A 20,054-nucleotide genomic window follows, 5' to 3' on the forward strand; every position below is an offset into this window, starting at 1 on the left:
GCACGGGCGCCGATGCGCCGTTGATGCGCCGGTCCGGGTGGGCATGCAATGGGGGGAGGCGATGTGCGCCTCGAAAGGGAGGGACCCCCATGGCCGAATCCCCCGACACGACCGTGACCGACTCCGGGGCGGAGGCACCGCGCGAGGCGGTGCGTCTGCCCCTCCTGGGCGCCTGCGGGTGCGGCTCGGGCTGCGGCTGCGGCTGCCAGTCGGGCGGCCCGTGCCAGTGCGGCGGCTGCTCGGGCTGATCGGGTGCGGCGGAGGGGGTGGGGTGCGGATGCCGCACCCCACCCCCTCCGTCCCGTCTCTCCCCCTCCCTACATGTCCAGCACGCCGACGATCTGGTCGCCGCTGGTCTCCCCCGTGGGACGGAAGCCGAGCCGCTCGTAGAAGGCGCCGGGCCCGTCCTCGCCGGGTTCCCAGGTGACGTACAGCTGCGACGCGCCGCGCCGGCGCAGCTCGTCGCGGACGGCTTCGACGGCGAACCGGCCGTACCCCTTGCCCTGACCGTCGGCGGCGATGTTGAGCCGCCAGAGACCGCTGCGGCGGTCGTCGGGGTCCTTCTCGGCGTTCCACTGGAGGTCGAGGAAGGCCATCAGGAAGCCGACGAGCCGGTCCCCGTCGAAGATCAGCCGCGGCCAGGCGGCCTCCCCGAAGGCGTAGGCCTCGGCGAGGGAGGTCGAGACGGGTGCGACGTTCCGCTCCTGATGGGGGTGGACGCGCAGGGCGAGGGCGGCGTCGACGGTGGCGGGGGTGATCTTCTCCAGGCGGAGCGCGGTGGTCATGGCCCGGACGGTAGCCGGACCGCGGGCGGCCGTCGCGCCGATTTCGGCGGGGCGGGGGCGGGGGCGGGGGCGGCGGCGCCCCGGTGTGAGGGCCGGGTGGGACCGGCCGGCGGGGCCGCGCGCGGCAGGCACTCGGCAGGGCTCTGAGGCTCCATCACTCCCCGTGCTGAGGGCCCAGCGTCGGACCAGAGCGCGAAAATGCCCCCGCCCTGCGCCGTATGCGCAGGTCAGGGGCATGATCACTGTTACTGCTACTTCTTGCCCTGGTTCTTGACCGCCTCGATCGCCGCCGCCGCGGCCTCCGGGTCGAGGTAGGTGCCGCCCGGGTTGAGGGGCTTGAAGTTCTCGTCCAGCTCGTAGGCCAGCGGGATGCCCGTCGGGATGTTGAGGCCCGCGATGGCCTCGTCCGAGATGCCGTCGAGGTGCTTCACCAGCGCGCGGAGGCTGTTGCCGTGGGCCGCGACCAGGACCGTGCGGCCCGACAGGAGGTCCGGGACGATCGCGTCGTACCAGTACGGGAGCATGCGCTCCACGACGTCCTTGAGGCACTCGGTGTCCGGGCGCAGCTCCGGCGGGATCGTCGCGTAGCGGGCGTCGTGCGCCTGCGAGAACTCGCTGTCGTCCGAGAGCGGCGGCGGCGGGGTGTCGTACGAGCGGCGCCAGAGCATGAACTGCTCCTCGCCGAACTCGGCGAGCGTCTGGGCCTTGTCCTTGCCCTGGAGGGCGCCGTAGTGGCGCTCGTTGAGGCGCCACGAGCGGTTCACCGGGATCCAGTGGCGGTCCGCGGACTCCAGCGCGAGCTGGGCGGTGCGGATGGCGCGCTTCTGGAGGGAGGTGTGCAGGACGTCGGGGAGCAGGCCGGCGTCCTTGAGCAGCTCGCCGCCGCGCGTCGCCTCCTTCTCACCCTTCGCGGTGAGGTTCACGTCCACCCAACCGGTGAACAGATTCTTCTCGTTCCACTCGCTCTCGCCATGGCGGAGGAGGATCAGCTTGTACGGTGCGTCGGCCATGCGTACGAGCCTAATGGCTCTCTGACGATTGACGCGCGCCGTCAATCCGCTGGCGTCCGGCACATGAGATGCGTAAGTTACGAGAGCCGTAAGAGGGACTTACACACAGCAGGGGGCCGGCCACACATGTCCATCGACTCGCTCAGACGATCAGCCAGCGCGACCGTCTCCGGCCTCCCGCAGGGATTCTGGTGGCTGTGGCTGTCGACCCTGGTCAATCGGACCGGGGCTTTCGTCCTGACGTTCCTCTCCCTCTATCTGACGGTGGAACTCGGGCACTCGGCATGGTTCGCCGGACTCGTCGTCGCCCTCCACGGCCTCGGCGGCGTCGCCGGCTCCCCGCTCGGCGGCGCGCTCACCGACCGCTGGGGCCGCCGCCCCACCATGGTCACCATGCACCTCGCGGCCGCCGCGTCCGCCGCCGCGCTCGCCGTCGTCACCAGCGCCTGGGCCATCGCGACGGTCGTGCTCCTCATGGGCGTCGCGATGCAGGCCGTCCGCCCGTCGATCAACGCCACCATCGCCGACATGGTCCCCGCCCACGATGTGCGCCGGGCGTACGCCCTCAACTACTGGGCCCTGAACCTCGGCTTCGCCATCGCTTCCATCGGCGGCGGCGCCGCGATCTTCCTCGGCTACCGGACGCTGTTCGTCGTCGACGCCGTCGCCACCACGCTGTGCGCCGTCATCGTCTTCCTCCGCCTCCCCGAGACCCGCCCCGAGGCCCGGACGGACACGGCCGGCCGGCCGGTCGTCGAGGCCAAGGTCAGCATGCTCACCGTGCTGCGCGACGCGCCGTTCCGCACCCTCGTCCTCCTCAACCTCTTCGTCTGCCTCGTCTTCACCGCCCCCTGGATCGGCCTCCCGCTCACCATGGCGGACAAGGGCCTCTCGCCCTCGTCGTACGGCGTCGTCATCGCCGTCAACGGCATCGTGATCGTCGGCTTCCAGCTGCTCGTCAACAAGGTGACCGACAAGCGCTCCCCCGTCCTCCTGCTGACCCTCTCCTCGCTCCTCTTCGCCCTCGGCACCGGCGCCACCGCCCTCGCGGGCTCCTCCGTGGTGGCCTTCGCCGCGACCGTCGTCGTCTGGACCGTCGGCGAGATGATCCACGTCCCGACGAACGCCGCCGCCACCGCCCGGCTCGCCCCCGAGCACGCCCGCGGCCGGTACCAGGGCGTCATGGGCATGTCCTGGGCCGTCGCCGGGTTCGTCGCCCCGATCGGCGCCGGCGCCATCGTCGGCGGCCCCGGCCCGAACGTCCTCTGGGCCGCGACCTTCGCCATCGGCGTCCTGGCCGCCGTCGGCTACACCGTGCGGCTGCGCAAGGCCCTCGACGACGACATCGACCGAGGCTCCGAGGACGGCATCGTCGCCGAGGGCCAGAGTGCCGTCGAAGGCCAGAGTGTCGTCGAGGCGGTCGTCGACAGTGGCGTCGAGGCCGGGCCCGGGGTCGCCGAGCCCGGCGAGGGACTCGGGGACGGCCTCGGCGAGGGACTCGGCGACGTCGGCTCCGCCGGGAAGTCCCCCGTCACCGCCTGACCCGGCGCTCCCCCCTCCCCACGAGCCCGAACCCGTTCCCCTCCCTGCGCACTTCGGCGATGCCCGACCCGCCGAAGTGCGCGGGCACGACCAGCTCCCTCTCGTCCGCGGCCCGTTCGAGGATGCGGCGGCGGCTCGCCGACGCCGCTCGCGCGTCCAGGCAGAAGCAGCTGTTGTGCGCGGGGTCGAGGATCTGTACGGGACTGTGCAGCAGGTCCCCGGCGAAGACCGCCCGCTCCCCCGCCGACGCGAGCCTCAGCACGGCCGACCCGGGCGTGTGGCCGGGTGCGGACTCCAGGGTGAGGTGTTCGTCGATGCGGTGTTCGCCGTCCCAGAGGACGATCCGCCCCGCGCGGTGGAGGGGCGCGACGCTGTCCTCGTAGACGAACCGGTCGCTCGGGTTCCGGCCGCCGCCGTAGGCGTTGCCGGGCCCGAAGTGGGCGTCGTCCGCCGCCGGTACGAGGTACTCGGCGCGCGGGAAGGTCGGGACCCACTCCCCGGCGCCGACGCCACCGCCCCCGCCACTACCGCCGATGTCGCTGCCGCCACCACCGGCGACGTCGCTGCCGTCGGCGGCTCGGGTGTTCCAGCCGACGTGGTCGGCGTGCAGGTGGGTGTTGACGACGACGTCCACGTCCTCGGGCCGGACCCCGGCCCGCTCCAGGCAGCCGAGGAAGTCCCCCTGCCAGTGGTGGAACTGCGGCGAGCCGGGCCGCTCGCGCCCGTTGCCCACCCCGGTGTCGACCAGGACCGTCCGTCCCCCGCTGCGCAGCACCCAGGTCTGCAACGCCATGACCGCCCGGTCGGTCTCCGGGTCCCAGTGGTCCGGCGCGAGCCAGTCCTCGTTGTCCTTCCAGGTCTCCTGGCCGGCCGAGGGGACGAGGTCACCGGCGGCCGCGAACGGCCCCCGCCACTCGACCACCCGGATGACCTCGACGTCCCCCACCATCGTGCGCTGTGCGCTCTCCTGTGTCATGCCGTCGACGCTAGGAGGCGCCTCTGAGCGTCTCAATGCCCGTACGGCTCCACCGGATACGCGTCCGTCTCACCACAAGGGACCGTCGGGTGGCCGGGCGGAGCTACGCTGGCGCGATGGACGTGGTGAGCGACGCGATCTCGGCCGTACGGATCGGGCGGCCCTCCTCCCAGCGGGTACGGGTCACCGGGAGCTGGTGCGCCCGCCTCGCCCCGTACGACGGGGCGGGCTTCCACGTCGTCCTTGAGGGGCGCTGCTGGCTGCTGCCCGACGGCGGCGAGCCGGTCGAACTCGGCCCGGGCGACGCCGTCCTGCTGCCGCACGGGACCGGTCACGTGATCGCCGACGGGCCCGCCGACGCGGCGCGGCTCGCCGGTGCCGTGCCCTTCGAGCAGTGGCGGGCCGGGGCGGGTTCGCGGGCGGGGAGGCGGGAGCCGTGCTCGGCCGACGACGGCGCCGCGGTGGAGATGCTGTGCGGGAAGTACCGGCTCGACCGCAGCCATGTCCACCCGCTCCTCGCGGAGCTCCCTCCGCTCCTCCATCTGCCGAGCCGGACCGACAGCGCCGACCCCACCGACCTCACCAGCCTCACCGGCCTCGGCGGCGGTGCCGATCCCGGGCTCCGCTCCGCCATCGCCCTGCTCGGCCACGAGGTGGACGAGCGGCTCCCCGGCTCCGGGGTGGCCCTGCCGAGCCTGCTCGATCTGCTCCTCGTCTACATGATCCGGTCCTGGACGGCCCAGCACGCCGCCCCCGGGAGCCGGGCCGGCGCGGCCGGGACCTGGCCCGCCGCCCTCGGCGATCCGGTGACCGCCGCCGCCCTGCGGGCCCTGCACACCGACCCGGCCGCCCCCTGGACCGTCGAACGCCTCGCGGCCGAGGCCGGGGTCTCCCGGCCCACCCTGGCCCGCCGCTTCACCGCGCTCGTCGGCCGGCCCCCGATGGCGTACCTCGCCTGGTGGCGGCTCACCCGCGCCGCCGCCCTGCTCCGCGACACCCCGGACCCGTTGGCCGCCGTCGCCCGACGCGTCGGCTACAGCACGCCGTACGCCCTCTCGCACGCCTTCCGCCGGGAGTTCGGTACGACCCCGGGGCAGTACCGGGCGGATCCGGCCGCGGTTACCACCGGCTGAGCGCGCGCTGCGCCTCGTACAGGTTCACCGGGCGCACCGAACCCGGGCTGCCGTACGCCTCCACGCGCGCGTGGAGCTCGCCCGTGAAGTCCGGCACGTCGATCTGGTCGAACTCGCGGACCTCGCTGATGCCGACCGTGGCGCTGTACGGGGCGACGGTGTCGATCTTCACCAGGCCGGCCCGGCCGTTCGTCACCGTCACGTTCCAGTGGGTGAACCGGGCGCCGTAGAGGGGACCCGCGGAGGCGTCGCCACCGTGCCTGCCGTCGTTCTCGACCGTGATCTCGGTCCGTACGTTCGCGAAGGGCATGCCCCGGTGGGTGTCGAAGGTGCCCGTCTCCATCACCCCGCGCGACCAGACGTTGTGGCTGGACAGGCCCTCGACGTTGATGCCGTGGAGCTGGGTGCCGGCCGGGGCGGGGACCGTGCGGGCCGCGATGCGGAAGTCCTCGACCAGGTTGTCGTGCGAGCCCTCACGGCAGAAGTACGGGTGGTGGGAGCCGCGGCCCTCCACCCGGGTGCGGCGCAGGGTGCAGGCGGAGGCGGCGACGAGCCCGAAGCCGTTGTCGACGTGCCGGACCACCACGTCCTCCGCCCAGCAGTCGTAGGCGCACTGGAAGGTGACGCCGTTGAAGCCCTTGTCCAGGAGGTGCGGGGACTGCGGGGTCTCGACCGCCTCCAGGGTCAGGCCCACCACCCCGGACCCGGTGAGCGCCGCCGCCCCGGCGATGAGCCGGGGGTCCCACTCCGGGCGGGCGTCGAGCGGGAGCGGGCGTTCCAGGGTGGCCGTCCGGCCGTGTACGGCGGTGATCCGCACGGGCCATTCGTAGGGGACGTAGCTGGTCAGCTTGGTCTTGTCGTCCCAGAGGTACGCCTGCGGGCCCGCGCCGTCGCCCGCCATGTGCTCCAGGAGCGTGTGGCCGGCGTCGTCGGCGAGGCGGAGGACGACGAGCCGGCCGGGCCGGAGGGCGGAGGGGTCGTCGACCGTGATCGTGCGGTCGCCACGGCGGCCGGGGCGGACGGTCGTCAGGGTGCTCCACTCGTCGCGCCGGTTGCCGGTCCAGCCCTCGAAGGGCCAGGCCCGGTCCCGTATCGCGGCGACGAGGGAGGCGTGCCGGGCCCGCGGGGAGAGCCAGATCAGGCCGCCGGCCCAGGACCAGGAGGACTTGTCGCCGCCGTAGCGGGAGCCGTACGGGCCGATCAGTTCGGTGAGGTGCCGGGTGGCGAGCAGCTTCGTACGGCCGGAGCCGGCGCCGCGCAGGACGACGCCGCTGTGGCCGATCCGCAGGTAGTCGTCGATCCGGTACGTGCCCGGCGGGAGGAGGACCGTGCCGCCGCCGCGCTCGCCCGCCTCCGCGAGGGCGCGGTTGATCGCGGGCGCCGAGTCGGCCGAGGCGTCGGGGGTGGCCCCGTGGGTGAGGGCGTCGGCGACGACGCGGGGGCGGGGTGCGCGGCGGGCGCCGCCGTGGGCGCCGGCCCGGCCCACGTACGGGATCTGGGGGTGGGTGGAGGGGGCGGCCTCGAACTCCCGCCAGAGCCGCGCGGGGCGGGTAGGGGGAGTGAGGTCGGTGGGGCGAGTGAGGCCGGCGTGGGGAGCCGAGCCGGTGGGGGGAGTCAGGCCGGTGGGGGGAGCGAAGCCGGTGGGGGGAGCGAAGCCGGTGGTGCCGAGTGCCGCGGTCGTGGCTCCTGCGACGGCGACCGCGCCGCCGACGAACTGCCTTCTGCTCAGTGCCATACCCCTGAACCTTTCATGTATATGAACGGTGTTCAGATCTACGTCGGGCGTGAGCATGGCACTGGGAGCACCGGGCGGGAAGGGGTCAGCTACCGGATTTCTGGGTCAGGTTCTTGAACGCGTCGAGGTTCCGGGTCGACTCGCCGCGCGAGACCCGCCACTCGTACTCGCGCCGGATCGCCGACGCGAAGCCCAGCTCCAGGAGCGTGTTGAAGTCGCCGTCCGCCGCCTCCAGGACCGAGCCGAGGAGCCGGTCCAGCTCCTCGGGCGTCACGGCGGAGAGCGGCAGCTTGCCGGCCAGGTAGATGTCACCGAGGCCGTCCACCGCGTAACTCACCCCGTACAGCCTGAGGTTGCGTTCCAGGAGCCAGCGGTGGACTCCGGCCTCGTTCTCGTCGGGGTGGCGGATGACGAAGGCGTTGAGGGAGAGCGAGTGGCGTCCGACGCGCAGCGAGAGCGTGGTGAAGAGCTTGCGCGTGCCGGGGAGCTTGACCACGTAGGAGCCCGGTTCCGGCGACTCCCACTCCAGTTCCGCGTCCGTGAACGTGTCCTCGACGGTCCGCCGGACGTCCTCAAGATCAGACATGGTGGGAGCGTACGCGACGGCGGTTCTCGCGCAGCCGATGGTCGTGCACGGCGGCCGTGTACACGTCCGCCGTGCCGGAGGCCGCCGTGTCCCAGCCGAACGAGCCGGCGTGCAGCGCCGCGGCCTCGCCCATCCGCGCCGAGAGCGACGGGTCCGCCACGAAGCGGCCGAGCGCCCGGGCGTAGTCCACCGGATCGTGCCCCTGGACGAGGAAACCGGTCACGTCGTCCCGTACGGCCACGGGCAGCCCGCCCACCGCCGCCGCGACGACCGGCGTGCCGGCCGCCTGCGCCTCGATCGCGACCAGACCGAAGGACTCGCTGTACGACGGCATGACGAGGACGCTCGCCGCCCGGAACCAGTCGGCGAGCCGGTCCTGGCCCACCGGCGGATGGAAGCGCACGATGTCCGCGATGCCCAGCCGGGCGGCCAGCTTCTGCAGGCCCTCCGGCTTCGCCAGGCCGCTGCCGCTCGGGCCGCCGACCACGGGAACGACCATGCGCGAGCGCAGCGAGGGGTCCCGGTCGAGGAGCTCGGCGGCGGCCCGCAGCAGGATGTCCGGCGCCTTCAGCGGCTGGATGCGGCCGGCGAAGACGGGGATGAAGGCGTCCCGCGGCAGCCCGAGCCGGGCGCGGGCGGCGGCCCTGCCGTCGGCCGGACGGAAGTGGTCGAGGTTGACGCCCGGGTGGACGACGGCGATCTTGCCGGGATCGGCCTCGTAGAAACGGGCGAGCTCGTCGGCCTCCTCGGCCGTGTTCGCGATCAGCCGGTCCGCGGCGTCGACGATCTGCGTCTCGCCGATCACCCGGGCCGCGGGCTCGGGGGTGTCCCCCTCGGCGAGCGCGGCGTTCTTGACCTTCGCCATGGTGTGCATGGCGTGGACGAGCGGGACGCCCCAGCGCTGGGCGGCCAGCCAGCCGACGTGGCCGGAGAGCCAGTAGTGGGAGTGGACCAGGTCGTAGTGGCCGGGCCGGTGGCCCGCCCAGGCCTGCATCACGCCGTGCGTGAAGGCGCAGAGCTGGGCCGGCAGCTCCTCCTTGGCCAGGCCCTCGTACGGACCGGCGTCGACGTGCCGGACGAGGACGCCGGGGGTGAGCTCGACGACCGGCGGGAGGCCGCCGGTGGTGGCCCGGGTGAATATCTCGACCTCGATGTCGATGGCGGCGAGTCGTTTCGCCAGCTCGACGATGTAGACGTTCATGCCGCCCGCGTCGCCCGTGCCGGGCTGGTGCAGCGGGGAGGTGTGGACGCTGAGCATGGCCACACGGCGCGGGGTGCGGCTCCGGCCGGGGAGCCGGAGCCGGGCCGGTGCCGGGTGCCGGTGCCGGGTACCGGTGAACCGGGACACGTACTGGCTCACGTCGGCGGTCCTTCCGCTCGGGGGCGAACGCGTCGGGTCCGACACGTCCGGGCTGAGCACATCGGGCTGAGCACGTCGGGCTGAACAATCGAACAGGTCGAGCAGGTCGAACGGGTCGAGCAGGGCGGGCCGGGCCGGTCGACCCGGACGGCGGGTCGGTCGAGCTCGGCACCGTGGGCATGACGGCGGGAGGACGTGGTGCGCCCTCCGGCCGGGACAACACCGGAACGGACCCTTTCATTTCCACCGCCGACGCCGCTTTGCCAATTCATTACCGGGGCGCGTCAACCCCCCACCCCCACCCCGTAACCTTTCGGACATGGCCCCGCGCACCACCCGACCCGTCGGCACCCCGACCCGCGGGACCACCAACCCCAACCGCCTGCGCCGCATGGACCGCTGGATCGCCGCCGTCCACGGGCCCGCCCTGCGCCGCTCCCCCGAGCCGCCCCTCGCCGTGGACCTCGGATACGGGGCCGCCCCCTGGACCGCCGTCGAGCTCCTCGCCCGGCTGCGCACCGCCGAACCCCGCACCCGTCTCTACGGCATCGAGATCGAGCCCGCCCGCGTCGAGGCCGGGAAGCCGTACGAGCACGAGGGCCTCTCCTTCGTGCACGGCGGCTTCGAGGTGCCCGTACCCGGCCGGGTCGCCCTCATCCGGGCGGCGAACGTGCTCCGCCAGTACGACGAGGAGCAGGTCGCGGCCGTCTGGGAGCGACTGCGCGGGCGGCTCGCCCCGGGCGGACTGCTCGTCGAGGGCACCTGCGACGAGATCGGGCGCCGGCACGTCTGGGTCGCGCTCGACGGGAGCGGGCCCCGGACGGTGACCTTCGCGACCCGGCTCGGCTCGCTCGACCGGCCGTCGGACCTGGCGGAGCGGCTGCCGAAGGCGCTCATCCACCGCAACGTGCCGGGCGAACCGGTGCACGCGTTCCTGCGGGACTTCGACCGGGCGTGGGCGGCGGCGGCCCCGTACGCCTCGCTCGGCGCACGGCAGCGGTGGATCCGCGCGGCCCGCGACCTGGCGGCGGACTGGCCGCTGACGGACGGGCCCCGGCGGTGGCGCCAGGGCGAGGTGACGGTGCGGTGGGAGGCGCTGGCGCCGCGGGGGTGAGGGTCCGGCGGGGGCCGGATGCACTGCGGGGGGTGAGGGTCCGGCGGGGGCCGGCTGCGCTGCGGGGGTGGCGGGGCGGGCGGGTGAACGAGACCTCTCTTTCACCAACTGCCGCTTAATTTCCGGTACGTCGGGAACGCCACGTCCGCATCCCTCGTCCCTCGTGGGGGGAGCAGGCCCGACAGGCCCCGGTTTCCCCTGTTGCTTTGCGGTTTCGCATGGCACTATCGCCAAGGTCAGCAACAAGTTACTGACGGTAAATCAGATGTCGTCACTCGAGGGGGAGCTCGTGAACCGACGCCGCCACGCCACCGCCGCGATCACCATGATCTGCGCCTTGACCGTGCTGGCCTCGCCCGCGCTGACCCTGCAGGCCGCCGCCGCACCGCTCCCGCCGCCCCTTCCGAAGAAGAGCCTGGAGGAGGTGCGCAAGGAGATAGACACCCTGTACCGGCAGGCCGCCGTCGCCACCGACGCGTACAACCTCGCGGAGGAGAAGACGAAGGAGCAGTCCGCCGAGATCGTCCGGGTCGCCGTGATGATCGTGGAGGGCCGCGAGAAGATCGAGGCGCTCAAGGCCAAGGCCGGCGCCACCGCCCGCGCCCAGTACCGCAACGGCGGGCTCCCCGACGGCGCGCAGCTCGTCCTCACGAACGACCCCCAGCTCTTCCTCGACAACGCCGGGCGCCTCAAGGCCGGAGCGAAGGCCACCACCGACCTGCTCGGTGAGATGAACCGCACCCAGGCCCAGTTGGACGTCTACGCCAAGGACGCCGGGGTGAACTGGACCAAGCTGGAGGCCAACCGCGTCCGGCAGGCCCAGGCGAAGAAGGAGATCGACGGCAAGATCGCCGCCGCGAAGAAGCTGGAGTCCGAACTCGCCGCCGAGGAGCGGGAGCGGCTGCGCCGGCTCGAGGAGCTGGAGCGCACCAAGGCCCAGACGACCTGGCTCGGCACCGGTGTCCTGACCGGCCTCAAGGGGGACACGACCCCGGCGGCGAAGCAGGCGATCGCGTTCGCGACCGCGCAGATCGGCAAGCCGTACGTGTGGGGCGCGGAGGGACCGGACTCGTACGACTGCTCCGGACTGACCCAGCTCGCCTGGGGCAAGGCGGGCCGGCCGATCCCGCGCACCTCGCAGGAGCAGTGGCGCCTGCTGCCCCGCGTGGACATCAAGGACATGCGGCCCGGCGACCTGATCGTCTACTTCAAGGACGCGAGCCACATCGGGATGTACGTCGGAAACGGCACGATCGTGCACGCGCCGCGGCCCGGCAGGGACGTGACGCTCGCGGGGGCGGGCTCGATGGAGATCCTGGGCGTCGTCCGCCCGACGTGACGGACCGCCGTGCGCTGGTGCGGGGGCGCTGTGCGCGCCCGTACGGGGACGCCGTCCGCCGGTACGAGAGGCGCCGTCGGCCGACGTGACGGGCCGCCGCCCGCCGACGTGACGGGCCGCCGTGCACCCGCACGGCGGGGGCCTCGCGCGCCGGCCGGGACCGTCCTCGTCCGCCCGCTCCGCGGCGCGCATCGCGTCGCCCGCTCCCCCGCGACGTGACGCAGTCCACCCGCGACGGCGGAACCGCGGACGCCCCCCCGGCGTGACCTTTCTCATTGCCCCGGGGGCGCCCTGTCGGCCGTACGGGGGCAAGTACCTCCCCTTCCGCGGCATATGCCAATCGAGACGCGGACGCCGACCGGCTGATCGCCATTCCGCTGCGCACCGCCCTACCGCTATGGTCCGGGACGGGCGGGACGCCACCCGGCGCCCTGCGCACCCTCGGGGGGAGGGAAGGAAACCCGGACCGATGCCCGTATCCGTACCGCGTCAGAGAAACGTCTCTGCCGTTGCGGGACCCGGCGACGTCGCCACTACGGACGCCACCGCCATGGACGCCACCGCTATGACAGGCACAGTCACAGGCACCGATCGCACCGATCTCACTCTCCTGGTCGTCGAGGACGACCCGGCGGGTGTCCTCGCCGTACCCGAACTGCTCGACGCGGCCGACGCCGTCGGCACCCGGGTCCGCATCCGTACCGCCCGCAACCTCACCGAGGCCGAGCGGCTCCTCACCGACGACGTCCACTGCGTCCTCGTCGACCTCTCCCTGCCCGGCCCCCGCGCCGCCGCGGACGCCGACCCGCTCGCCCCGCTGCGGCACATCCTGCGGCTCGCCCCGCGCCACGCCGTCCTCGCGCTCGCGGCCTCCGCCGACGCCGAGCTGGCGGCCGAGGCGGTACGCGTCGGAGCCCAGGACCACCTCTTCCGCGAGGAGCTCGACGGGCGGCTGCTCAGCCGGGCCATCCGGTACGCGGTCGAGCGCAAGCGCGCCGACGCCGTCCAGGTGAAGCTCGCCGAGTCCCGGCTCCGCGCCCAGGAGAACGCCCGCCTGGAGCGCGGGCTGCTCCCCACACCGCTCCTGGAGGGCTCCGACCTCCGGTTCGCGGCCCACTACCGGCCCGGCCGCTCGCGCGCCCTGCTCGGCGGAGACTTCTACGACGTGGTCCGTACGCCCGACGGCACCGTCCACGCCATGATCGGCGACGTCTGCGGCCACGGCCCCGACGAGGCCGCGCTCGGCGTCGAGCTGCGGATCGCCTGGCGGGCCCTGACCTTCGCGGGACTGTGCGGGGACGAGCTGCTCTCCACGATGCAGCAGGTCCTGGAGCACGAGCGGGAGAGCGAGGAGATCTTCGCGACCCTCTGCACCGTCGACATCGCGCCCGACGGCCGCCGCGCCGGCCTGTGCCTGGCCGGGCACCCGTCGCCGCTGATCGCCCGGCAGGGGCGGGTGGCCCGGCTCCTTCCGTACGAGGACGGCGGCCCGGCACTCGGACTGCTGCCGCGCGCCCGCTGGCCGCGCCGGCAGGTCGAGCTCGGCGGGGCGTGGAGCCTGCTCATGTACACGGACGGACTGATCGAGGGACGCTCGGCCGGCCCCGGCTCGCCGCGGCTCGGCCAGGACGGGATGGTCGACATGATCAACCGGCAGCTGGCCGCGGGCCTGCGCGGCGACGAGCTCCTGGAGGCCGCGGTGACGGAGGTCAGGTCCCTGAACGGCGGCGAGCTGACGGACGACGTCGCGGTCCTGGCCCTGGAAAGGGACAGGGCCCGGGGATGACCCCGGGCCCCGCTGTCGTCACCTGATGCGGCCGGCGGCCGCGATGGGCCGCCGCCGCTCGCCGCCAGGCCGTCCGCCGCCGTCGCTCGCGGCCGGCCGTCTGTCGCCGTCGCCCGCGACTGGGCCTTCGACCGCCGCGGCCAGCGGCTAGCGGCCGCCGTTGTACGGGCCGTACGGTCCGTCGCTGCTGGAGCCGCCGCCCCGCCGGCCGCCTCCGCCGCCCGACACCTGCTGGAGCGCGGGGCGGACGTCGACCATGAAGACGATGGCCGCGATCACGCCCGCGATCTGCAGGAACAGCATCGGGAAGAGCAGGTTCAGGGCGAGGTTGATGCCCAGGACGATCAGCCAGAACTTCTTCGTCTGCTTCTCGGCGGCGCGGTAGGCGTCCTCGCGCGCCATGGCGGCGAAGACGAGCGCGGCGACGGCGAAGCCGGTGAAGATCAGGAACATCACCAGGGTGAGGAGGGAGTCGAATCCCGCGCGCAACATGCTGAGCACCGCCTAGGAAAGAGGGAAAGAGCGCCTCGCGGTCAAGGTACCCGGTTCAACGCACCAGCTACCCGTATTGGTGCCCGGTACTACTCCTTCTCGGCGGCGACGGCCGCCTTCTTGGCGGGAGCCTTGCGCGCGGTGGTCTTCCGGGCGGGCTTCTTCGCCTCGGCGGGCTGGGCGGCGGCGGCCGCGGCAGGGGCCTCCACCGGCTCCTCCGCCTTGGTCTCCTCGGCCTTGGCCTCCTCCGGCTCGACGACGACGGCGATCTCGACGATCTCCTCGGCGACCTCCCCGCGCCAGGCCTTGACGGCCTCCTCGCCGTGGGCGGCGACCTCCTCGTACTTCTCGCGCGCCTTCACGGCGTACTCGGCGGCGACGCCGACGCCGCGCAGGGCGAGGTCCTGGGCGGTCTCGCCGAGCTTCTTGAGGTCCGTGTCGAGGCCGCCGACGACATCGGCGAACTTCGACTGCACGGTGGCCTGGGCCTCCTTGGCCTGCGCGGTCACCTTCTCCTGCACGGCCTTGGGGTCGGTGTTCCGTACGGCGTCGATGCGGGCGGGCGCCTCGGCGGCGATCTGCTCGATCAGGCCGGGCACCTTCTTGGCCTGCTGCACGGCGAGGTCCGCGGTGCCGGCGGCGAAGTAGAGAGGGGTACGCAGTTCGTCGATGATGGCCATGCTGGTGGTCCTCCCGGTGGTGACGTACGAGCGAGCGCTGGGCTCAGGGCGGTCAGGCATCGGGCGCGTCGGCGGGCCGCTCGGCGGCCGCGGCGGGGGCGCCCGCGGGGGTCTCGGTGGCTCCGGCGTCTGCGGTGACGCCGGCTCCGGTGGCTCCGGCGGTCTCCGTGGTTCCGGCTCCGGCGGCTCCGGTCTGGGCGGCCGTCGTGGCCGCCGCCGCTGCCGCCTCGGCGGCGTTCTCCTTGCGGAAGGAGTCGTAGATCTGGAGCAGCACCTGCTTCTGCCGCTCGTTGATCGAGGGATCGGCGAGGACGACGGCGCGCGTCTCCAGCTCCTCCCGCTCCGTCTCGTCGAGGATCCCGGCCCGTACGTAGAGCGTCTCGGCGGAGATCCGCAGGGCCTTCGCGACCTGCTGCAGCACCTCGGCGCTGGGCTTCCGCAGCCCGCGCTCGATCTGGCTCAGATACGGGTTCGACACGCCGGCCGCGTCGGCGAGCTGCCGCAGGGACAGCTGCGCGGTCCTCCGCTGTTCGCGGAGGTAGTCACCGAGATTGCCGACGTTGAGCGATGCCATGCCCCGACCATGCCAGCCTTTGCTAACTATTGCAAGCAGCCGCTTGCAAGTGTCGCCCCTCGCGCCGCGACCCGCAGGCCACCCTCGCGCACCCGCGCGAGGCCCGCTGAAATCCCCGTGATCTCCGCGGTCGCTGCTGCGAGACTGGGCCGCATGGAGACGACGACGGGGCGCTTCCGGGCAGCGGTCAGGGAATGGGCGGCCGACGGCGCGGAGGCTTCGGAGGCCGCCGAGGTCGCGCGCGCACTCGCGGCCGGCACCGAGCTGCGTACGGCGGTGCTCGTGGAGGGGGTCAGCGACCACGTCGCGCTCGACGCGCTCGCGGCCCGGCACGGCCGCTCCCTCGACGCCGAGGGCATCGCCGTCGTTCCGCTCGGCGGGGCGACCAACATCGGCAGGTTCGTGCACCTGCTCGGACCCCAGGGGCTCGGCGTCCCGCTGGCGGGCCTGTGCGACGCCGGCGAGGAGGGCCACTTCTCGCGCGCGCTCGAACGCGAGGGGCTCGGCCACGACCTCGCCCGCGCCGACATGGAGCCGCTCGGCTTCTACGTGTGCGACGCCGACCTGGAGGAGGAGCTGATCCGCTCCCTCGGCGCCGAGGGAGTGCAGCGGGTCGTCGACGCCCAGGGCGACCTGCGGGCCTTCCGCATCTTCCAGAAGCAGCCCGCCCAGCGGGAGCGGGAGGTCGAGCGCCAGCTGCGGCGCTTCATGGGCACCATCAGCGGCCGCAAGAGCCAGTACGCCCGCTCGCTCGTCGACGCCCTCGACCTCGCCGAGGTGCCCCGCCCGCTGGACCGTCTGCTGGCGCACGTCTCCGCGTCCGCCGCCGCGAACTGAGGAACCCGCGCGCCGCCGCGCCCGCCCCGACCCCTCAGTCCGCCCCGGCCCCTCAGTCCGCCGGGGCGTCGAAGCGGCGGCGGGCCGACTCGATCGCTCCGAGGTACTGGTGGGTCCAGTCGCACATGCCGCCGATCGTCGCCTGCAGCCCGCGGCCCGGTGCCGTGAGGGTGTACTCGACGCGGGGCGGGACCTCGGGGTGCACGGTCCGGTCGACCAAGCCGTAGCGCTCCAGCATGCGCAGGTTCTGGGTGAGCATCTTGTGGCTGATGCCCTCGATCCCGTTCCGCAGCTCGCTGAAGCGCAGGGTGCGCTCACCCAGCTCCTCGACGATCAGGAAAGCCCACTTGTTGGCGAGGTCGGAGAAGATCTCCCGCGCCAGGGAGTCCGCGCGCCGCAGGTCCGCGTCCTCGGGCGAGCCGCTGTACTGCTTGGTCACCATCAGGTTCCCCCGTCACCGAAAAGTGCGTTCTTCCATGTCGGAGCACACTCTCTTACGGTTCCCGAGTCACCACAAGAGACCGTCTCCGCTCCTGATCTCCCCCGGAGGAATCCCATGGCCGTCACCCTCGTGAACCCCGAAGGACTCCCCGCCGTCGACGTCTACCGCCAGGTGTCGATCGCGACCGGATCGAAGCTGGTCTTCCTCGCCGGGCAGGTCGCCTGGGACGCCGACGGAAGCACCGTCGGGGCGGGCGACCTCGCCGCCCAGGTCGAGCGGTGCTACCTCAATGTCGGCACCGCCCTCGCCGGCGCCGGCGCCACCTTCGCCGACGTCGCCAAGCTGACCGTGTACGTCGTCGACTGGACCGCCGACAAGATGCCCCTGCTCCTGGAGGGGATCGACCGCGCGGCCGCCCGGCTCGGAATCACCCCGGTGCCGCCGGCCACGCTGATCGGCGTCGCCGCGCTCGACGTACCCGAGCACCTCGTCGAGATCGAGGCCACCGCCGTCGTCGACTGAGACCGCGGAGCCGTCGGCCACCCCTCACCTGCCCCTCCTGCCCCGCCCACTCCGCCGTGCCATGCTGGTGGGCGTGGCACTGGAGGACCTGGTACGGCTGCGCCGCGCGCGGGACGTGATGGATCGCGACTACGCGCAGCCGCTCGACGTACCCGCGCTCGCCTCCGTCGCCCTCATGTCGACCGGGCACTTCGCCCGCAGCTTCCGCGCCGCCTACGGCGAGACCCCGTACAGCTACCTCATGACCCGTCGCGTCGAGCGCGCCAAGGCACTGCTCCGACGGGGTGACATGAGCGTCACGGACGTCTGCTTCGCCGTCGGGTGCACCTCGCTCGGGTCCTTCAGTTCGCGCTTCACCGAACTCGTCGGCGAGCCGCCCTCCGCCTACCGGGCCCGCCGCCACGAGGACGGGGCGGCGATCCCGGCGTGCGTCGCCAAGGTCCGGACGCGCCCGGTCCGCGGGGCCTGAGCGATCGGTTCGCGGGACCTGGGCGATCGGTTCGTTCCGGAGAAGCGGAATCCATCGGTCCGCCGTAGCTTCGAAGGCATGAACGTCAAGCTCTCGCAGTGCTTCATCGCAGTCGACGACCACGACAAGGCCCTCGCCTTCTACCGCGACGCGCTCGGCCTCGAAGTCCGGAACGACGTCGGTTTCGAGGGCATGCGCTGGGTGACCGTCGGGTCCCCCGCGCAGCCGGACGTGGAGATCGTCCTCGAACCGCCACTCGCCGACCCCAACGCCTCCCCCGCCGACCGGCAGGCGGTGGCCGAGCTGCTCGCCAAGGGCATGCTGCGCGGCGTGATCTTCTCCACCGAGGACGTCGACGCCACCTTCGAGCAGGTCAGGGCGGCCGGCGGCGAGGTCCTCCAGGAGCCGGTCGACCAGCCGTACGGCGTCCGCGACTGCGCCTTCCGCGACCCGGCGGGCAACATGCTGCGCTTCACGCAGCCCCGCTCCTCATAGCCCCGCTCCTCGGAGCCCGGCTGCTCGGAGCCCCCGGACCTCCAGCACCCCGCCGAACTCCCTGTCGGCCGCGCCCGCCCGTGCCACCACGGCCCGGGCGGCGCCCGCGTCGGGCCGAGGCCGACAGGGGGTTCCGCTCCCCTCGCGTGAAGGTCACCGGGATGAGCGGCCCCCGGTCAGGCGCGGCAGCGCAGCATCACCAGGGGCGGGTGGGCGAGGAGGTCCGCCCAGAAGTCCTCGCCGAACTCCTTGACGCCCTCCTCCGACACGTGGAGCGGCACCCACTCCACGTCCCGGAACCCGGCCGCCTCCAGGCTCTGCTCGTAGACCTCGCGGCGCGGGACCGTGCCGAGGATGCTGATCGGCTCCGGGTCGAGGAGCGCCGTGACCCGGACGCGCGGTCCCGCCTCGGCCTCCTCGCCCGTCGGCTCGCAGCGGAAGCCGTACGCGGGCAGGGACGCGCAGTCGAACCGGTAGTCGGGCCGCTGGGCGAGCACGAAGAACTCACCGCCGGGCACCAGGTTCTGGTGGATGCGGCGACACATGCGCTCCAGCGTGGCGATGTCTTCGGCGTAGTTGAGACACTGGACGCCGAGCGCGATGTCGAACTTCTGCTCCAGCAAGGGGAGTTCGGCCACGTCGCCGACCTCGTAGCGCACGCCGCCCAGCGGGGCGCGCTCCTCGAACCCCCTCGCGGCGGCGATCATCTCGACGGAGATGTCGACGCCGAGGACCTCCGTGGCGCCGCGCCGCCTGAACTCCCTGCTGTAGAAGCCGGTTCCGCACGCCAGGTCGAGAACCGACCTGCCGCTGACGTCCCCGACCATGCCCAGGAAGCTGGGCACCTCCCCGTACCGCGTGAGCGGCAGGGACTTGAAGCCCTCGAACGCCTCGCCGATCCCGTCGTACTGCTGCCGCACGCCCATATGGCGCCCCCTCGTGTCCTTCGTCGTGTGGTCCCGAAGTCCTGCGCGCCCGTCGAGTCTGCGCCGCCGCACCCCGCCCGACGTACTGGCAGATGACACAAGAGGTCGGAGGGGCGACCCTCGTATCACCCAACACCCCTCCGCCATAGGGTGGTTGAACCGCAGGTCAGCCCGCCCAGGCGGCGAGCGCCGCGAAGTCCGCCGCGGTGAGCCCCTGCCGGGGGTCCACCCGGTGCAGCAGCGCGCGGCCGGGATGGCGGGCGGCCACCCAGGCGCGGTCGGCCGCGCCGATCTCGTCGTCGACCCAGGCGAACGGCCGCCCGCCGGCCCAGGCCACCAGCCCCGGCACCTTCCAGTGCACCCCGGGCGCCGGCTCGGGCCCGTCCTCGGGCCACCGGACCACCGGCAGCACCGGCAGCCCGAGCCGCGGCGCGACCCAGGCGTTCGCGTCGTCCTCCCAGGTCGTCGCCCAGACGAGCTCGTACGGGAGTGCCGCGAGCCGCGGTCCCTGCGCGGGATCGAGCCGGGCGAGGAGCGGGCTCACGGACGGAGGCGGTGGCGGTGCGTACGTCGGGTACTCGCGCCCGCTCGCCCCGAAGGGGATCAGCGGGCCGTCGACGTCCAGGAAGAGCAGCGGGGTCGTCATGGGTCCATCCTGGCCGGGCGCCCGACGCCCCCTTCGTCCGCTTCGCGATAATCCGCGACGGATCGATCCTCGTTACCCTTGCAGGCATGACAGCCATGGCGCCCACCCGCACCGAGCCCGACCTCTCCTACCTCCTCGACCACACCAGTCACGCCTTGCGGACCCGGATGACCGCCGCTCTCGACGCGATCGGGCTCACCCCCCGGATGCACTGCGTCCTCGTCCACGCCCTGGAGGAGGAGCGCACGCAGGCGCAGCTCGCGGAGATCGGGGACATGGACAAGACGACCATGGTCGTCACCGTGGACGCCCTGGAGAAGGCCGGGCTCGCCGAGCGGCGGCCGTCGAGCACCGACCGGCGCGCGCGGATCATCGCCGTGACCGAGGCGGGGGCCAGGGTGGCCGCGGAGAGCCAGAAGATCGTCGACGGCGTCCACGAGAGCGCCCTCGCCTCCCTGCCCGACGACGCCCGCGCCGCCCTGCTGAACGCCCTGAACCTGCTGGTCACCGGGCATCTGGAGACCCCGATCGAGAGCCCGAGGCCGGCCCGTCGGGCCCGTCAGCGCGGCTGAGCCCGCCACCGGACGACACCCCGGCACCGCACC

General features: G+C 73.3%; 23 protein-coding genes. 11 read left to right on the forward strand and 12 right to left on the reverse strand.

The features are described from left to right. Positions 1 to 89 precede the first annotated feature (89 nt). Positions 90 to 248 (forward strand): hypothetical protein, encoded by a 159-nt coding sequence (locus AMK27_RS43070; RefSeq protein ID WP_198955925.1) that lies wholly within the window; start codon positions 90 to 92, stop codon positions 246 to 248. 69 nt (positions 249 to 317) lie between these two features. Here the strand turns inward: AMK27_RS43070 and AMK27_RS23390 are convergent, their stop codons facing one another. Beyond that, positions 318 to 785, reverse strand: a complete 468-nt coding sequence (locus AMK27_RS23390; RefSeq protein WP_073911644.1) for a GNAT family N-acetyltransferase — start codon at positions 783 to 785, stop codon at positions 318 to 320. A 251-nt stretch (positions 786 to 1,036) separates the two neighbouring features. Further along, entirely contained in the window at positions 1,037 to 1,795 is a 759-nt protein-coding gene (locus tag AMK27_RS23395) for a phosphoglyceromutase (RefSeq protein ID WP_055601085.1), read from the reverse strand. A 126-nt stretch (positions 1,796 to 1,921) separates the two neighbouring features. Between AMK27_RS23395 and AMK27_RS23400 the strand changes: the two genes are divergently transcribed. After that, positions 1,922 to 3,337, forward strand: a complete 1,416-nt coding sequence (locus AMK27_RS23400; RefSeq protein WP_073911647.1) for an MDR family MFS transporter — start codon at positions 1,922 to 1,924, stop codon at positions 3,335 to 3,337. On the opposite strand, the gene AMK27_RS23405 is transcribed toward AMK27_RS23400, so the two are convergent. Next, positions 3,327 to 4,313, reverse strand: coding sequence for an MBL fold metallo-hydrolase (locus AMK27_RS23405; RefSeq protein WP_073911649.1), 987 nt, complete (start codon positions 4,311 to 4,313; stop codon positions 3,327 to 3,329). The genes AMK27_RS23400 and AMK27_RS23405 overlap by 11 nt on opposite strands. A 116-nt stretch (positions 4,314 to 4,429) precedes the next feature. Between AMK27_RS23405 and AMK27_RS23410 the strand changes: the two genes are divergently transcribed. Continuing rightward, positions 4,430 to 5,446, forward strand: coding sequence for an AraC family transcriptional regulator (locus AMK27_RS23410; RefSeq protein ID WP_073911651.1), 1,017 nt, complete (start codon positions 4,430 to 4,432; stop codon positions 5,444 to 5,446). On the opposite strand, the gene AMK27_RS23415 is transcribed toward AMK27_RS23410, so the two are convergent. The 3 genes from AMK27_RS23415 to mshA form a co-directional block, all read right to left on the reverse strand. After that, positions 5,433 to 7,181, reverse strand: a complete 1,749-nt coding sequence (locus AMK27_RS23415) for a glycosyl hydrolase family 28-related protein (protein ID WP_079188557.1) — start codon at positions 7,179 to 7,181, stop codon at positions 5,433 to 5,435. The two genes, AMK27_RS23410 and AMK27_RS23415, sit on opposite strands and share 14 nt — an antisense overlap. A gap of 85 nt (positions 7,182 to 7,266) precedes the next feature. Continuing rightward, positions 7,267 to 7,767 carry a YbjN domain-containing protein gene (locus AMK27_RS23420; protein WP_073911654.1) on the reverse strand — a complete coding sequence of 167 codons (501 nt, stop codon included), beginning with the start codon at positions 7,765 to 7,767 and terminating at the stop codon, positions 7,267 to 7,269. Continuing rightward, the gene (mshA, locus tag AMK27_RS23425; protein WP_073911656.1) at positions 7,760 to 9,127 is read right to left on the reverse strand and encodes a D-inositol-3-phosphate glycosyltransferase; all 1,368 of its coding nucleotides are present in this window, start codon (positions 9,125 to 9,127) and stop codon (positions 7,760 to 7,762) included. Before mshA ends, AMK27_RS23420 begins: the two co-directional genes overlap by 8 nt. Before the next feature lie 319 nt (positions 9,128 to 9,446). On the opposite strand from mshA, the gene AMK27_RS23430 reads away from it, so the two are divergent. The 3 genes from AMK27_RS23430 to AMK27_RS23440 all read left to right on the forward strand — a co-directional run bounded on the left by AMK27_RS23430 (position 9,447) and on the right by AMK27_RS23440 (position 13,366). Continuing rightward, positions 9,447 to 10,241, forward strand: coding sequence for an SAM-dependent methyltransferase (locus AMK27_RS23430; protein WP_073911658.1), 795 nt, complete (start codon positions 9,447 to 9,449; stop codon positions 10,239 to 10,241). A 289-nt stretch (positions 10,242 to 10,530) separates the two neighbouring features. Beyond that, positions 10,531 to 11,580 carry a C40 family peptidase gene (locus AMK27_RS23435; RefSeq protein WP_073911941.1) on the forward strand — a complete coding sequence of 350 codons (1,050 nt, stop codon included), beginning with the start codon at positions 10,531 to 10,533 and terminating at the stop codon, positions 11,578 to 11,580. Positions 11,581 to 12,130: 550 nt separating this feature from the next. Then, complete coding sequence (locus AMK27_RS23440) at positions 12,131 to 13,366, forward strand: PP2C family protein-serine/threonine phosphatase (protein WP_374194161.1); 1,236 nt, start codon at positions 12,131 to 12,133, stop codon at positions 13,364 to 13,366. Positions 13,367 to 13,513: 147 nt separating this feature from the next. On the opposite strand, the gene AMK27_RS23445 is transcribed toward AMK27_RS23440, so the two are convergent. The 3 genes from AMK27_RS23445 to AMK27_RS23455 form a co-directional block, all read right to left on the reverse strand. Beyond that, positions 13,514 to 13,858: a DUF2516 family protein gene (locus tag AMK27_RS23445; RefSeq protein ID WP_073911664.1), complete on the reverse strand. Its 345-nt coding sequence runs from the start codon at positions 13,856 to 13,858 to the stop codon at positions 13,514 to 13,516. Between the two features lie 89 nt (positions 13,859 to 13,947). Further along, entirely contained in the window at positions 13,948 to 14,538 is a 591-nt protein-coding gene (locus AMK27_RS23450) for a hypothetical protein (protein WP_073911666.1), read from the reverse strand. Between the two features lie 52 nt (positions 14,539 to 14,590). Next, positions 14,591 to 15,112: a helix-turn-helix domain-containing protein gene (locus tag AMK27_RS23455; RefSeq protein ID WP_079188558.1), complete on the reverse strand. Its 522-nt coding sequence runs from the start codon at positions 15,110 to 15,112 to the stop codon at positions 14,591 to 14,593. Between the two features lie 153 nt (positions 15,113 to 15,265). On the opposite strand from AMK27_RS23455, the gene AMK27_RS23460 reads away from it, so the two are divergent. Then, positions 15,266 to 15,949 carry an ATP-dependent endonuclease gene (locus AMK27_RS23460; protein ID WP_073911668.1) on the forward strand — a complete coding sequence of 228 codons (684 nt, stop codon included), beginning with the start codon at positions 15,266 to 15,268 and terminating at the stop codon, positions 15,947 to 15,949. Between the two features lie 52 nt (positions 15,950 to 16,001). Here AMK27_RS23460 and AMK27_RS23465 read toward each other — a convergent pair whose 3' ends face one another. Beyond that, a complete protein-coding gene (locus tag AMK27_RS23465; protein ID WP_073911670.1) occupies positions 16,002 to 16,391 on the reverse strand; it encodes a winged helix-turn-helix transcriptional regulator in 390 nt (129 codons plus the stop codon). Between the two features lie 114 nt (positions 16,392 to 16,505). Between AMK27_RS23465 and AMK27_RS23470 the strand changes: the two genes are divergently transcribed. From AMK27_RS23470 to AMK27_RS23480, 3 genes are all read left to right on the forward strand, one after another. Continuing rightward, positions 16,506 to 16,913, forward strand: a complete 408-nt coding sequence (locus AMK27_RS23470; protein WP_073911673.1) for a RidA family protein — start codon at positions 16,506 to 16,508, stop codon at positions 16,911 to 16,913. Between the two features lie 61 nt (positions 16,914 to 16,974). Beyond that, the gene (locus AMK27_RS23475; RefSeq protein ID WP_073911675.1) at positions 16,975 to 17,382 is read left to right on the forward strand and encodes a helix-turn-helix transcriptional regulator; all 408 of its coding nucleotides are present in this window, start codon (positions 16,975 to 16,977) and stop codon (positions 17,380 to 17,382) included. A gap of 78 nt (positions 17,383 to 17,460) precedes the next feature. Further along, the gene (locus tag AMK27_RS23480; RefSeq protein ID WP_073911679.1) at positions 17,461 to 17,877 is read left to right on the forward strand and encodes a VOC family protein; all 417 of its coding nucleotides are present in this window, start codon (positions 17,461 to 17,463) and stop codon (positions 17,875 to 17,877) included. 176 nt (positions 17,878 to 18,053) lie between these two features. Here the strand turns inward: AMK27_RS23480 and AMK27_RS23485 are convergent, their stop codons facing one another. After that, positions 18,054 to 18,803 carry a methyltransferase domain-containing protein gene (locus AMK27_RS23485; protein WP_073911681.1) on the reverse strand — a complete coding sequence of 250 codons (750 nt, stop codon included), beginning with the start codon at positions 18,801 to 18,803 and terminating at the stop codon, positions 18,054 to 18,056. 166 nt (positions 18,804 to 18,969) lie between these two features. Next, complete coding sequence (locus AMK27_RS23490) at positions 18,970 to 19,449, reverse strand: hypothetical protein (protein ID WP_073911685.1); 480 nt, start codon at positions 19,447 to 19,449, stop codon at positions 18,970 to 18,972. 86 nt (positions 19,450 to 19,535) lie between these two features. Here AMK27_RS23490 and AMK27_RS23495 point away from each other — a divergent pair, with 86 nt between their 5' ends. Continuing rightward, positions 19,536 to 20,021: a MarR family winged helix-turn-helix transcriptional regulator gene (locus tag AMK27_RS23495; protein ID WP_073911688.1), complete on the forward strand. Its 486-nt coding sequence runs from the start codon at positions 19,536 to 19,538 to the stop codon at positions 20,019 to 20,021. Positions 20,022 to 20,054 lie beyond the last annotated feature (33 nt).

Origin of the sequence: Streptomyces sp. CB02009 (genome assembly GCF_001905825.1) — a bacterium.
Classification (GTDB): Bacteria; Actinomycetota; Actinomycetes; order Streptomycetales; family Streptomycetaceae; genus Streptomyces.